13 protein-coding genes are annotated in these 13348 nt (G+C 73.4%); 7 read left to right on the top strand and 6 right to left on the bottom strand.

The features are described from left to right. Positions 1–21 precede the first annotated feature (21 nt). The 3 genes from LG278_RS00245 to LG278_RS00235 form a co-directional block, all read right to left on the bottom strand. The gene (locus tag LG278_RS00245; protein ID WP_404389763.1) at positions 22–543 is read right to left on the bottom strand and encodes an EXLDI protein; all 522 of its coding nucleotides are present in this window, start codon (positions 541–543) and stop codon (positions 22–24) included. A 107-nt stretch (positions 544–650) separates the two neighbouring features. Then, positions 651–1298 carry a class F sortase gene (locus LG278_RS00240; protein WP_404389761.1) on the bottom strand — a complete coding sequence of 216 codons (648 nt, stop codon included), beginning with the start codon at positions 1296–1298 and terminating at the stop codon, positions 651–653. Next, positions 1295–2086 (bottom strand): DUF4397 domain-containing protein, encoded by a 792-nt coding sequence (locus LG278_RS00235; protein ID WP_404389759.1) that lies wholly within the window; start codon positions 2084–2086, stop codon positions 1295–1297. Before LG278_RS00235 ends, LG278_RS00240 begins: the two co-directional genes overlap by 4 nt. A 96-nt stretch (positions 2087–2182) precedes the next feature. Here LG278_RS00235 and LG278_RS00230 point away from each other — a divergent pair, with 96 nt between their 5' ends. Next, positions 2183–3070, top strand: a complete 888-nt coding sequence (locus LG278_RS00230) for a hypothetical protein (RefSeq protein WP_404389757.1) — start codon at positions 2183–2185, stop codon at positions 3068–3070. Further along, on the top strand, positions 3070–3948 hold the full coding sequence (locus LG278_RS00225) for a CopD family protein (protein WP_404389755.1): 879 nt from the start codon (positions 3070–3072) through the stop codon (positions 3946–3948). Before LG278_RS00230 ends, LG278_RS00225 begins: the two co-directional genes overlap by 1 nt. 28 nt (positions 3949–3976) lie before the next feature. Here LG278_RS00225 and LG278_RS00220 read toward each other — a convergent pair whose 3' ends face one another. Beyond that, the gene (locus tag LG278_RS00220) at positions 3977–5170 is read right to left on the bottom strand and encodes a glycoside hydrolase family 76 protein (RefSeq protein WP_404389753.1); all 1194 of its coding nucleotides are present in this window, start codon (positions 5168–5170) and stop codon (positions 3977–3979) included. 30 nt (positions 5171–5200) lie between these two features. Between LG278_RS00220 and LG278_RS00215 the strand changes: the two genes are divergently transcribed. Further along, the gene (locus tag LG278_RS00215) at positions 5201–6454 is read left to right on the top strand and encodes an RNA polymerase sigma factor (protein WP_404389751.1); all 1254 of its coding nucleotides are present in this window, start codon (positions 5201–5203) and stop codon (positions 6452–6454) included. Between the two features lie 418 nt (positions 6455–6872). On the opposite strand, the gene LG278_RS00210 is transcribed toward LG278_RS00215, so the two are convergent. Together LG278_RS00210 and LG278_RS00205 are read right to left on the bottom strand one after the other, a co-directional pair. Beyond that, on the bottom strand, positions 6873–7328 hold the full coding sequence (locus tag LG278_RS00210) for a GNAT family N-acetyltransferase (RefSeq protein ID WP_404389749.1): 456 nt from the start codon (positions 7326–7328) through the stop codon (positions 6873–6875). A 37-nt stretch (positions 7329–7365) separates the two neighbouring features. Continuing rightward, entirely contained in the window at positions 7366–8439 is a 1074-nt protein-coding gene (locus LG278_RS00205; RefSeq protein WP_404389747.1) for a DUF429 domain-containing protein, read from the bottom strand. Positions 8440–8800: 361 nt separating this feature from the next. Between LG278_RS00205 and LG278_RS00200 the strand changes: the two genes are divergently transcribed. From LG278_RS00200 to LG278_RS00185, 4 genes are all read left to right on the top strand, one after another. Further along, on the top strand, positions 8801–10219 hold the full coding sequence (locus LG278_RS00200; RefSeq protein WP_404389745.1) for a magnesium chelatase: 1419 nt from the start codon (positions 8801–8803) through the stop codon (positions 10217–10219). A 126-nt stretch (positions 10220–10345) separates the two neighbouring features. Next, positions 10346–12643, top strand: coding sequence for a hypothetical protein (locus LG278_RS00195; protein WP_404389743.1), 2298 nt, complete (start codon positions 10346–10348; stop codon positions 12641–12643). Between the two features lie 44 nt (positions 12644–12687). Next, positions 12688–13092 (top strand): dihydrofolate reductase family protein, encoded by a 405-nt coding sequence (locus tag LG278_RS00190; protein WP_404389741.1) that lies wholly within the window; start codon positions 12688–12690, stop codon positions 13090–13092. 55 nt (positions 13093–13147) lie between these two features. Further along, positions 13148–13279, top strand: coding sequence for a hypothetical protein (locus LG278_RS00185; RefSeq protein WP_404389739.1), 132 nt, complete (start codon positions 13148–13150; stop codon positions 13277–13279). The last annotated feature ends 69 nt before the right edge of the window (positions 13280–13348 follow it).

Genomic DNA, 13348 nt, shown 5'->3' with positions numbered 1-13348 from the left:
TCAGGGCGTCGGTGATGCCGGTCAGATGTCGAGGTCCTCGACGATGGGCTCCTCGGCCGCTGCAGCGACGAGGACGTAGAGCTCGGCGGGGAGCAGGGCGCGCAGCTCCTCGACCGTGTCGACGATCTCGAGCGTGCCGGTGGGGGCCGTTGTCCCCCAGGTCTGCTCGCTCGAGAGGTGCTTGCGCCACCCGGTGGCTGTGCCGTCCGGCCCGCCGGCGTGAAACCACTCCTCGGGCTTCGTCGTGTGCAGCACGAGCTTGCCGGTGCGACTGCGATAGACGCGGAAGCGCTCCTGCCCGCCCTGCTTGGTCGTGCGCTCCCACTCGACGAGCAGCACGCCCATGAAGCGCTGGCGCTTGCGCAGGCCGGGGCCGACCGTGACGGTGATCTCCTCGAATCCCTCCAGCTTGCCCTCCTCGAGCTCGACGAGCCGCTTGAGCCCGCGCGTGATGGCCTGGGAGAGGTTGCCGCCCGTCAGCTCCTGTGCCCGCTCGTAGAGCGGCAGGTCTGACTCCGACACGTAGATCGTCTTGTTCGGCACGGGCATGATCCTAACCTCCAGTGCAACTATACGCATGCATATACGTATAGGCAAGAGCAAAGGCGATCCCGCCCGGCAAGAGGGCTGGCAGCGTGGGGGGGAGCGGCTCAGCGCGCCGATCCGGCGGGCTCGGCCGTGACGACGAGGTTCTCGGCATAGCTGCGGGTCACCGGGTCGAAGTCGCCCGTGCACGTCATGAGCACGAGCCGGTGGCCGACCCGCTGGTCGAAGGGCGGGCTCGCCGCCGAGAGGGCGTCCTTGCGGACTGCCTCCACCGACACCACGCGGTATGCCGCCCGGTGGCCCTCGCCCTGCACCGTGACCGTCTCGCCGGGCGTGATGCGCAGCAGCCGGGCGAAGTAGCCGCGGCCCTGGCGGGGGGCGTCGACGTGCCCGGCGATGACGGTCGAGCCGAAGAGGTCACCGGCGTAGGCGCTGCCGTCCCACCAGCCGACGGTGCGGATGTCGTCGGGCACCACCAGCTCGCCGCCGACAGTGCGCGCGGGCACGACGGGGGCCGACTCCCCGCCGGGGAGCACGACCTGCTCGGGCTCGAACCGCACCCGCTCACCGGGTGCCGTGCGCCCGAGCCGCGCAGGCTCGGGCGGGGACGTGTCGCCGGAGGTCGCCCCCGTCGCCGTCGTGGCCTGACCCGCTGAGCCGGCCGGAGCGTCCGAGGGGCTCGACCCGCCAGCGCATGCCGCCGTCGTCAGAGCGAGCAGCAGGCCCGCGACGACAGAGCGTGCGCGTCTCATCTGCGCAGGGGCACCCGGAGCAGGGCGTCTGCGGGGTCGCCGGCCGCCTGGCCGCCCGTGCCGGTGTCGACGAGGTCGGGCGCCGGGGAGCCGGTGGCCGTGAGCGGCAGCACCTGCACGACGGCCCGCATCGACGAGCTCGTCGGGTCGCCGACCGCGAAGACCCGGTTGAGGGAGCCGCCCTTCACCTCGAGGTCCAGCGGACCGAGCACCACGGGGGAGGAGGCGCCGGCGGGAACGATGTCCACGGCATACGTGTCGGCGGGGACGACGAGGTTGAGCGACTCCCCGTTGGCGACGTTGGCAAAGAACACCTTGCCGTTGACGCGAATGTCGGCCGGCGGCACGGCGGCCGTGTGCGCGACCGTGACCGAGGCCTTGTCGGCGGTCACCGGGGTGCTCGTGTTGTCGAAGAGGGTGACCACGGGGGCGCCCGCGGGGTCGACCGGGAGGTGGAGCACGACGTCGGTGCTTCCACCCGACTTGATCGTCAGGCTGCGCTCGAGGAGCCGCTTGCCTTCGGAGGTGAAGGTGATGGTGTGCGAGCCCGAGTCGATCCGCAGGGCATCGGTGAGGGTCGCGCCCTTGACGCCGCTGGCCACGGTCTCGCCGTCGATCGCGACGTCGACCGTGCGGCCGGGCAGACCCTGCACGACATAGACGACGCCACCGTCGGCGGCGGCGCCCGATGAGGCACCGAGCGTGACGGCCGCGGCTCCGGCGACGAGCGCGACGGCGCCGGTCAGGCAGGCGCGGCGAAGCAGGGAGGTGCGATGTGGGTATGACACGCGCCAGTCATACCCAGCGGACGAGGCGACCTATCTGTCGCGGGGTCGTGCCGCTGGGCTGTGGATGACGACCCGGGGGCACGAGAGGAGCTCGAGGTGGGCAACGACCCGCGCACGCGTGCACGGCACCTGATGGGCATCGCCGTGCCCGCCGTGCTGTGCGCGAGCGCCGTCTGGGTGTGGGGGCAGGCGCCGACCGCGGCGAGCGTGCAGGCAGATGCGCGAGCGCGTGCCGCGAGCGCACAACAGGCCGCCTCGGGAGGCGCGAGCGGATCGGACGGCGCCGGCGTCTCCGACGGCGCCGGCAGCTCGGACGGCTCTGGCGGCTCCACCCCCGGCCAGACCGCTTCGCCGGGCGCGACTCCGGGGCAGCCGGACAGCGCCGACGGCGGGTCGTCCGGCGGCCCGGCGACCCCCACCCCGCGCGGGCCCGGCGTCGACGAGCCCGGCGCGACGCTGTCGGTGACCGCCACGGCGACGGGTGACCTCGAGGTGTCGGAGCGGGCCCGCACGACGACCGAGGTCACGCGGGTCGTGCTGCGCCCGCCACGGATCGTGAGGGCAGGCTCTGACTTCGCCGACGCACGGCCGGTGCTCACTGAGGTGCAGCTCACCGCCGACGGACAGCCCGTCGTGCTGCCGAGCGAGCGCGTGACCGGTCGCATCGTCGTCGACCTGCCGACCCCGGCGATGGCCTACGAGCTGCGCTACGTGCTCGAGGGAGCGACGGTGCGCAGCGTGCCCTCGACCGCGGGTCGCGCGCTGGCCGCGCTCGCGCCGGCGAGCACGACGTCGGTGACCGGCGCCGACACCCTCGTCGCCGTGCGCACGAGCGGCGACTCGGTGCGCAACCTCACCTGCCCCCTGCTCTCGGGCGACGCCCGGGCGTGCGCCGACGGCGCCCCGTTGGCCATGAGCACCCGTCGCCCCCTGCCGGTGAGCGACGCCCTCGTCGTGCTCCAGCTCGACCTGCCGAGGCCCTGATGACCGCGATGGACCCCGACCTCGCCGACCTGCTCGTCGGTGCCCTGCGCACCGTGCTCTATGCCGGCTTCGTCCTGCTCGCGGGCACCCTCGCCTTCTGGACGCTCGTGTGGCCCGACGGGCCCTACAACCGGCGGCAGCTGCTGCTCGTCGACACCGGCCTCGCGGTCCTGGGGGTCGGCACCCTGCTGGTGCCGGTGGTCGCCGTCGTCACGACCGGGCTCCCACCGCTCGACGCGCTCTCACGCGAGGGCTGGGTGGCCGTGCTTCTGCGACTCGCCGTGCTGGTGGCCGTCTGGGCGTTCCTCTCCGAGCTCGTCGACGCGCCGATCCGGGGCCGGCGCCGACTGGCAGCCGCGGTCGCCGTCGTCGCACTGACCGTGACGATGGTGCTCGGCTCGGAGGCTGTGGCCCTCGCCCCCGTGTGGTTGTCGGTCGTGACGTCCTTCGCCCACCTGCTCGCGATGGCGACGTGGCTCGGTGGGCTGCTGGCGCTCGCCGTCGTCATCCTGCCCCGTCAGCAGCCGACCGACCTCGAGGAGCTGATCCCCGCGTTCTCGCGGCTGGCGCTCGACTGCATCGTCGTGCTCGTGGTCACGGGCGCGGTGCAGGCGGCCCAGCGCATTGGGGGCGTGGATGCGCTGACCTCGAGCAGCTACGGCGTCGTCCTGCTCGTCAAGGTCGCCATCTTCGTGGGCCTGCTCGTGCTCGCTGTGCCGGTGCGCCGCCGCACCGACGCGATCCTGCTCGGCCGCCTCGACGTCGAGGCACCCTCGACCGGCACCCAGACGCTCGCCCTGCTCATGGGTGCCCAGCTCGCCACGGCCGCAGCCCTCCTCGCCGCGACGGCAGCCCTGGTCGCCGTGGCGCCGCTCTAGGCGGCGCATCGGTCGCGAAAGTCGGGCGTCAGCCCCGCACGGCGCCAGGCGCCGGTCCCACCGCCGCGGCGGCCTCGAGCAGCATCCAAGCCTGCACCTGGGTCGACAGCTCGATCGGGGCGCCCGGCGGCTGGCCCACCCGCGCGTCGACGCCGGGGTCAGGCGACCACACCGACACGGCGCCGGCCCGGTCGCGCCCCCTGCGGTCTCGTCCACGCCAGAGCGCGTCGGCCGTCGACGTGACGAGCCCTGCCGCGGTGTCGCGCGCACCTTGGGCGAGGCCGTCGGTGGTCGCGGCGAGCGCGAGGTAGCGACCGAGGATGCCCGTGAAGAGCCCCCCGTCCCCGCCGCCGTGAGTCCGCAGCAGCCGTATGCCGTCCGCCTCCGTCGTCAGCCGATCGCTCACTGCCGCAACCAGATCGACCGCCCGCTGGAGACTCTGCTCATCGCCGAGCGTGACGAGCGCCCCGAGCACGGTGCCCTGGTTGTAGGACCAGATGTCGGGCACGACCACCTCGGTGCGCGGCGCGCGAGGGCCGGGGCTGCCTGCCGCGCTCGCGGCTGTGAGCCGCACCCCGTCGAGGAAGAGCCCGCTCTCCGGCGACCAGAGCCGGGCATAGAGCCAGTCGACGATGCCGCGCGCCTCGTCGGAGCGACCGAGGCGGGCGAGGTGCAGGGCTGCCGGCGCACTCGCCGGCACGTTCTTGAAGTCGCGCTCGACGTTCCAGAAGAGGCCGCCGCCGAGCTCGCTCGTCAGGGCAGAGTGCAGCTGTCGCGTGAGGTCGCGCTCGGCGGTGCGCAGGCCTCGCCTCGGCCGCGGGCGACCGAGGGCTGCATGGAGCAGCGCGAGCCGTCCGGCGGCCAGCGCGAGCCACGCCATGTCGTCGTAGTAGTCGTTGACCCAGCGGGCGCGGTTGCGCAGGCGGATCGTGCGCAGCAGCCGGTCTCCGGTCCGGGCGCGCTCGCGGGCGCCGGCCGTGTCGCCGCCTCGCAGGCAGCGCAGGCCGGCGTCGACGACGGCGTCGAGGTAGTGCGCCTGCCACCAGTAGTGCCACGGGGCCCCGCCGCCCGCGGGGTGCACGGTGCGCGCGAGGTGCGTGAACGGCATACCGAAGAGGCGTCCGCCGAAGAGCGTCGTGACCGACCGCTCGGCCTCGGCGGCGCGGGCATCCCAGCGCGCGTCCTGCGGGTCGGGAGGGGCGGGGCGATCTGCGGGTGGCACGCGCCGACGCTACCCCGCGATGATGGCGGGGTGGAGGGCGAGCAGCAGTGGCGCGCGCTGGCGCCCCAGGTGCTCGGCGCCCTCGTCCGACGCTACGGCGACTTCGACCGCGCCGAGGACGCCGTGCAGGAGGCGCTGCTCGCCGCGTCGACGCAGTGGCCCCGCGACGGTATGCCGCACGACCCCCGCGCGTGGCTCGTGCAGGTCGCCTCGCGCCGGCTCATCGACCACTGGCGCAGCGACGCCGCGCGGTCGCGCCGCGAGCGGGCGGACGCTGACGCCCTGCCGGCCGATGCCCTCGTCGAGCCGGGCGCCGACGCGTGGGTGGAGGGGAGTGACGGTGCCGCCTCGCCGGACCCGCACGGTGACGACACGCTGACCCTCCTGCTGCTCTGCTGCCACCCCGCCCTCACCCCGCCGAGCCAAGTGGCGCTGACGCTGCGTGCGGTCGGGGGCCTGACGACGGCCGAGATCGCGAGCGCCTTCCTCGTGCCGGAGTCGACGATGGCGCAGCGGATCAGTCGTGCGAAGCAGCGCATTCGCGAGGCCGGAGCGCAGTTCCGCATGCCCGAGGCGGAGGAGCTGCGGCAACGGATGGCGGCCGCGCTGCACGCGCTCTACCTCGTCTTCAACGAGGGCTACACGACGAGCCACGGCGCGGACCTGCAGCGCGTCGACCTGACGCGCGAGTCGATCCGGCTCACCCGTGCTGCTCGGGAGCTGCTGCCCGAGGACGGCGAGGTGGCAGGCCTGCTCGCGCTCATGCTGCTCACGGAGGCCCGTCGGCCGGCTCGGGTGAGGGCCGACGGCTCCCTCGTGCCGCTCGCGGAGCAGGACCGGTCGCTGTGGTCGGCGTCGCTCATCGAGGAGGGCACCGCGCTCGTCACCTGGAGCCTGGCGTCGACACCCGTCGGCCCCTATCAGCTGCAGGCCGCCATCGCGGCGGTGCACGACGAGGCGCCGACGGTCGAGGCCACCGACTGGCAACAGGTGCTCGCGCTCTACGAGCTGCTCGAGCGCACGGCCCCTGGGCCGATGGTGACCCTCGGCCGGGCCGTCGCGCTCGCCATGGCCCGCGGTCCGGAGGAGGGGCTGGCGCTCGTCGACGACCTCGAGCAGTCGGGCTCCCTGAAGCGGCACCACCGGCTGCACTCGGTGCGCGCCCACCTGCTCGAGCAGCTCGGCGACCGGGACGCCGCCCGGGCGAGCTATCTCGTGGCCGCGGGGCTGACGACGAGCCTGCCCGAGCGGGAATACCTGCAGCGCAAGGCCGCTCGCATGTGACGGCCTGGTCCCTTGCGGTCGCACAGACACGCCGCCGGGCGTGCCGGCGGCGTGTCCGTCGTGCGGGTGGTGGGTGCACGATGGTGTGTGGAGGGATGGATCAGTGCTGCTTGCCACGCGGCGAGACGAGCAACGGCTCCGGGTTGAAGGCCCAGAGGGTGTAGCCGTCGAGCCAGTGGACGATCGACCTGAGTCGGGTCACGGCTGCCTCTCCTTGTCGTCGACGGGTGCTGACACCGGCAGCCACGGCGGCCCCGTCGCGGCAACCGGGTGGCAGCCGAGACTCCAGCGTGGAGCCTCGCTGTTTCCCGGGCATGAGAGCCACGTGAAATCCGTGTTGCGTCGTGACGCCCCGTGCCGTCGCGGGCCGTCGCGGGCTGTGAGGGTCCCAAAGGGCCCGACGATCCGTGAGCGCCCGTCAGAGGTCGCGGGTCATGAAGGTGCTGAGCGGGTCGGGGCAATAGGGGCCGAAGGGTGGGCACTCGGTGAAGCCGTGTGCGGCATAGAGCGCCCGCGCGGGGGCGAAGAACGCCTCCGACCCCGTCTCGAGGCTGAGCCTGCGCAGGCCGCGGCGCCGCGCCTCGCCGAGGATCTCGACGAGGATGAGCCGGGCCACCCCGCGTCGCTGCGCGACCCGGGCCGTGCGCATCGACTTGATCTCGCCGTGCCCCGAGGTCAGCTCCTTGAGGGCGCCGCAGCCGAGCACGACGTGACCTTCGCGTGCGACCCAGACCGTGACGTCGTCGCCCCGGAGCTCGGAGAGGTCGAGGGCGTGCGTGCTCTCGGGCGGCGACAGCGACCGCAGCTCGCTGACGTGCTCGTCGAGCAGCGCGACGACCGCAGGGTCGGTGAGGTCGTCGATCGTGATCCGCATGGCGTCCATGGTGGGACTCGCTGCCGCCGGGCGACGGTCAGGCCCAGATCGCGGCCGCGATGCCGTCGCTGAAGCGCTCCGGAGGGTCCGGCAACGGCTGCGCCAGCCCGACGGTGTGGCGCGCAGCCGTCCACGCGACCGCGCAGGCGTCGAGGACGTCGTCGGCGGCATACCCCTGGCCCTCGAGCACCGACGGACGCGGGACGCCCCCGGCGGCGAGCGCCGCGAGCCGCTCGGCGCGACCCTCCTCGGTCTTCTTGCTCGCGAGGATCGGGCTGCCCGCCATGACGGCGAAGGACACCTCCGGGTGCACCTCGAGCACGGTCACCGTGGGGCGCGTGCGCAGCCACCCGTCGACCTCGACGATCTTGTCGCGCAACGCGAAGGCCTGCGCCCCGACACCTTGGCCCACGAGACCGCGATTGACCTCGTCGGCCGCCAGCCGGCTGTCCGCGGCGTAGGCCGCTCGGGTGAGCGTGGAGAAGATCGAGGCCGCCTTGCCCGGGAGCGCCTTGCGCGCAAGCACGTCCGCCCTCCGAATCGTGTTGTCGGGCAAGCCGATCGGGATGTCGATGCCGACCACGACGATCCCCAGCGACTCGCGCACCATCGACACGAGCTCGGCGATCGTCGGCGCGACGACGACGCGCGGCCGGGGGGCGCCAGGCTCGAGCACGGCGCCGACCCAGCCTGCCTTGCACCCGTCGACGCCCAGCACCGGCAGCGTGACCTCGATCGGTGCGGGTCGCGCCGGACCGCCCACCGCGAGCCCGGGCGCCTTGGCACTCGACCCCCGGGAGGTCGCGACCGGGTAGCGCGTCGCGTTGCGCTCGGCCTTGCTCGCCATGGCGGCATCGAGGTCGAGGTCGAGCACGTCGGCGAGGCGCAACAGGTAGGTCATGACGTCGGCCACCTCGTCAGCCACGTCCTGTCGCCGGTCGCCCCGCATGACCGCACGCGACTCCTCGGGGCTCAGCCACTGGAAGATCTCGGCGAGCTCGGCCACCTCGACCGACAGCGCCATGGCGAGGCTCTTGGGGTCGTGGAACTGGCCCCACTCGCGCTCCTCGGAGAACTCGCGGATCCGCTGGCGCCACACGTCGGTGTCCATGGCGACACTCTTCCGCAGGGCGCCCCGGGTGTGGTGAGGTGGGTTGGGCCATGAAAGGCGAACGGCATCGGCGGCGGCCAGATCCGCTGGGAGCCGGCCTCACCGCATACGGCCGCCGACGCTCCACGCCGCGCGCACCACCGCGTCACCCCGCGCACCCCGCCGGGGGCTGGTGACCCCCAACCCGCTCGCACACTGCTCCTCTGAGCGGAGCAGGGCGCGAGCCCGCCGCCGACCCGCCGATGGCCGACCGCCGGCGACCCGCGGAGTCCTCGTCCGAGGGTCCGCGGCACTCCCGGGCGCGGCCCCATCGTGAGACAGACCCTTCGACACCGGGCGGATCCGGACGTAGCGTGAAGCGGTGAGTCACCCTCTCAGCGAGACGAACCAGGGCCGAGACGCCCGCCCGACGACCCTCGGCGGCCTGCGGGCCACCGGCCACAGCCGCCGCAGCGTCAAGGCGGAGGTCCGCGACAACCTCCTCGCCCGGCTGCGTGCGGGAGAGGACGCCTTCCCGGGCATGGTCGGCTTCGACGAGACCGTGCTGCCCGAGCTCGAGTCGGCGCTGCTCGCCGGCCACGACCTCGTCCTCCTCGGCGAGCGCGGCCAGGGCAAGACCCGTCTCATGCGCACCCTCGGCGGGCTGCTCGACGAGTGGAGCCCGGTCGTCGAGGGCTGCGAGATCGGCGACGACCCCCTGGGCCCGACGTGCACCCGCTGCCGCCGACTCGCGGCCGAGCTCGGCGACGACCTTCCCATCACCTGGCGGCACCGCAGCGAGCGCTACACCGAGAAGCTCGCGACGCCCGACACGAGCGTCGGCGACCTCGTCGGCGACGTCGACCCCGTCAAGGTCGCGCAGGGCCGCACCCTCGGCGACCCCGAGACGGTGCACTACGGCCTCGTGCCGCGCTCCAACCGCGGCATCTTCGGCCTCAACGAGCTGCCCGACCTCGCCGAGCGCATCCAGGTCGCGCTCTTCAACGTGCTCGAGGAGCGCGACATCCAGATCCGCGGCTACTCCCTGCGACTCCCCCTCGACCTGCTGCTCGTCGCAACCGCCAACCCCGAGGACTACACCAACCGCGGCCGCATCATCACCCCGCTCAAGGACCGCTTCGGCGCCGAGATCCGCACGCACTACCCGACCGAGGTCGCCGACGAGATCCGACTCATCGCGCAGGAGGCCCAGCTCGTCGCCGACGTGCCCGAGCACCTCCTCGAGGTCGTCGCCCGTTTCACCCGCGGCCTGCGTGAGTCGTCGGCCGTCGACCAGCGCTCCGGCGTCTCCGCACGGTTCGCGATCGCTGCCGCCGAGGGCATCTCGGGCTCCGCTCTGCGTCGCGCCGCCCGCGCCAACGAGGCGTATGCCGTCGCGCGGGTCTGCGACGTGCCCACCGTCCTGCCCACCCTCCTCGGCAAGGTCGAGTTCGAGATGGGAGAGGAGGGCCGCGAGCGCGACGTGCTCTCGCACCTGCTCCGGCTCGCGATCGCGGAGACCTACCGGTCGCGCCTCACCGGGCTCGACCTCACCGGCTTCACCGACCTCTTCGCCGAGGGGGCCGTCGTCGAGACGGGCGAGCTCGTGCCGGGCGCCGACCTGCTCGCCCAGGTCGGCCCGGTGTCAGGGCTCTCCAAGGTCCTCGACCGGCTCGGGCACGCCGACGACGCCTCGCCCGGGCAGGTCGCCGCAGCGGTCGAGTTCGTGCTCGAGGGCCTGCACCTGACCCGCCGCATCGACAAGGACTCGGTGGCCGGCCGCACCGTCTACGGAGCCTGACCCCATGCCTTCCCACCACCCCACCTCGCAACACACCGAGCAATTGCCAACCGCGCTCGGCACACCCGCCCACTTTGACGATTGCTCGGTGTGTTGCGGGATCGGACGGGTGGGGGTGGTCGGCGCATGACGCCTCGCGACTCGGGGGACGCGCACGGGCGGTTCCGCTACTCCCCGTGGACCGGCGGGGCCGACCCGCTCGCCCCGCCCTTCGACGTGCGCTCGGCCCTCGACGAGGTCGGGCGCGACGTCATGGCCGGTGGCAACCTGCGCGAGTCCCTGCGCGAGCTCATGCGGCGCGGGCTCGACGGCCGACGGGGGCTCGACGACCTCGCTGAGCGGGTCCGGCGCCTGCGCGAGGCCGCCCGCCGCCGCGGCGACCTCGGCGGCACCCTCGACCAGGTGCGGGCGATGCTCGACCAGGCGCTCGCGATGGAGCGCGACCAGCTGGCCGGCGAGGAGGGTGACGACGCACGTCTCGCGGAGATGGACCTCGCGACGATCCCCGACGACGTCGCCGGAGCCGTGCGGGCCCTGAGCAGCCACGAGTGGCACTCGCCCGAGGCCAAGGCCACCTACGACCAGATCGCGCAGATGCTGCAGCGCGAGGTCGTCGGTGCGCAGTTCGAGGGGATGAAGCAGGCGCTGTCGGGCAACGACCCGGAGGCGATGCAGCGGGTCAAGGACATGCTCGCCGACCTCAACGACCTCCTGGCCGCACACGCTCGCGACGAGGACACGACCGACCGCTTCCGTGACTTCATGGACAAGCACGGCGACCTCTTCCCCGAGCAGCCCCAGAGCGTGGACGAGCTCATCGACGCCCTCGCCCGCAGGCAGGCCGCGGCCGAGCGGCTGATGGCCTCGCTCTCGCCGGAGCAGCGCGAGCAGCTCGCCCAGCTCATGGCCGACGCCCTCGGCGACCCGGACCTCGCGTCGCAGATGTCTCAGCTCGCCGACAACCTGCGCGCCCTGCGGCCGGGGCTCGACCGGCGCGGCCCGGTGCAGCAGGGTCGGGGCGGCGAGTCGCTCGGCTGGGGCGAGGCCGTCGACGCGGTCGCCGAGCTCGCCGACCTCGAGCAGCTGCAGGAGCAGCTCGGTCAGGGTTACTTCGGCGCCACCCTCGACGATGTCGACATCGAGCGCATGGAGCAGTATCTCGGCGCCGACGCGGCCACCGACATGGAGGCGCTGCGCCAGCTCGAGCGTGAGCTGGAGCGCCAGGGCTTCGTCTCCCGCGGCGACGACGGCCTGCGGCTCACGCCCCGGGCGATCCGGCGGCTCGGCGAGACCGCGCTGCGCCGCGTCTTCCAGCAGGTCGACGCCGCTGGCCGTGGCGACCACGACGACCGCGCCGCCGGTCAGGCCGACGAGCCGACCGGCCTCACCCGGCAGTGGGAGTTCGGCGACGAGCTGCCCCTCGACACCGTGCGCACCGTCTCGAACGCCTTGCAGCGCAACGCCCGAGCGGGTGAAACTGCCCACTCGACGGGTGGAGAGGCGGGTGGAACTGCCCACTCGACTGGGGTAGGGGCGGGTGGAACTGCCCACTCGACCGGGGTAGGGGCGGGTGGAACTGCCCACTCGACTGGGGTAGGGGCGGGTGGAACTGCCCACTCGACTGAGGGAGGGGCGGGTGGAACTGCCCACTCGACGGGGAGAGAGGCGGGTGGAACTGCCCACTCGACGGGAGCAGCGCCCTCCACCACGTCGAGTGGGCACTTTGCACCGGGGGTCGGACCCGAGCCACGGTCGAGTGGGCACTTTGCACCCGGCGGGGAGCACGCGGCATACCGCGGGGTGGAGCTGCTCGTCGAGGACTTCGAGGTCGCCGAGACCGAGCGACGCGCGCGGGCGGCGGTGGCGCTGTGCGTCGACATGTCGTTCTCGATGATGCAGGCGGGTCGGTGGGGCCCGATGAAGCAGACGGCACTCGCGCTCTCGCACCTCGTGCAGACGCGCTACCGGCACGACGCGCTGCAGATCATCGGCTTCAACCTCGCGGCGCGGCGGCTCTCGCCGGTCGAGCTGGCGGAGGCGGAGCCGGAGTGGGTGCAGGGCACAAACCTGCAGCACGCGCTGATGCTCGCGTCGCGGCACCTGCGGCGCCACCCCGACGCCGAGCCGGTGGTGCTCGTCGTCACCGACGGCGAGCCGACCGCCCACATCGAGAGCGACGGGCGCCCGACCTTCCACTGGCCGGCGACCCAGACGACGCTGCGGGCGACCGTCGCCCAGGTCGACGAGCTGCGCCGGGCGGGGGCGCAGCTCAACATCTTCATGCTCGGCGACGACCCGGGGCTGGCGCGCTTCGTCGACGTGGTGGCTCGGCGGGCCGGAGGGCGGGTCTTCACCCCCGACATCTCTCGGCTGGGCGAGTACGTCGTCTCGGACTACCTGCGCGCGCGCCGGGGCGGACGCTGAACAACGCAGGCACCAACGAGCTGACCAAGGAGCGAAGGAGCAGCATGACCAAGGTCGTGTCGTCGGCATCGATGTCACTGGACGGGTTCGTGGCGGGGCCCAACGACGAGGTGGGTCCGCTCTTCGACTGGTTCGAGGCGGGTGACGTGCCGTGGACGTCGGCGGCCGGTGACCTGACCTTCCGCCTCACGGAGCGCGACGCCGAGCACTGGCGGGGATGGTCCTCTCGGCTCGGAGCCCTCGTCGTCGGCCGTCGCCTCTTCGACATCACAGACAGGTGGAAGGGCACGCACCCGCTCGGAGTCCCGGTCGTGGTGCTGACGCACGAGCAGCCCGAGGGGTGGGGCTATCCCGGAGGAACGGTCGAATTCGTGACGGGCGGCATCCACGCCGCGGTCGCCCGGGCGCGCGAGATCGCGGGCTCCAGACGTCGGTGTCGCGGCCGGTGAGATCGCGAGCCAGTGCCTGGCCGAGGGGCTGCTCGACGAGGTCGCGATCGACCTCGTGCCGTGCTTCCTCGGGGTCGGGCGACCGTACTTCACCGAGGCCGCCGGCCAGGTCGTGCTCGCTGACCCGACGACCGTCGCCCCGGGCGAACGCGTCACACACCTCGTCTATCCGGTGCGGCGGGGCTGACCCGGGCAACGCGGGTGACCCGGGCGACGCGGGGTCACGCGCGTCCGACGTGCCCCGTCAGCCCCCACG

The organism is Humibacillus xanthopallidus (assembly GCF_044793955.1).
GTDB lineage: Bacteria > Actinomycetota > Actinomycetes > Actinomycetales > Dermatophilaceae > Humibacillus > Humibacillus xanthopallidus_C.
This window is presented reverse-complemented; position numbering and strand designations above follow the sequence as displayed.

Bases quoted from the DNA above. Each gene is read 5' to 3' on its own strand.
- LG278_RS00240 (WP_404389761.1), bottom strand. From the start codon at position 1,298: ATGAGACGCGCACGCTCTGTCGTCGCGGGCCTGCTGCTCGCTCTGACG.
- LG278_RS00225 (WP_404389755.1), top strand. From the start codon at position 3,070: ATGACCGCGATGGACCCCGACCTCGCCGACCTGCTCGTCGGTGCCCTG.
- LG278_RS00210 (WP_404389749.1), bottom strand. From the start codon at position 7,328: ATGCGGATCACGATCGACGACCTCACCGACCCTGCGGTCGTCGCGCTG.
- LG278_RS00205 (WP_404389747.1), bottom strand. From the start codon at position 8,439: ATGGACACCGACGTGTGGCGCCAGCGGATCCGCGAGTTCTCCGAGGAG.
- LG278_RS00195 (WP_404389743.1), top strand. From the start codon at position 10,346: ATGACGCCTCGCGACTCGGGGGACGCGCACGGGCGGTTCCGCTACTCC.
- LG278_RS00190 (WP_404389741.1), top strand. From the start codon at position 12,688: ATGACCAAGGTCGTGTCGTCGGCATCGATGTCACTGGACGGGTTCGTG.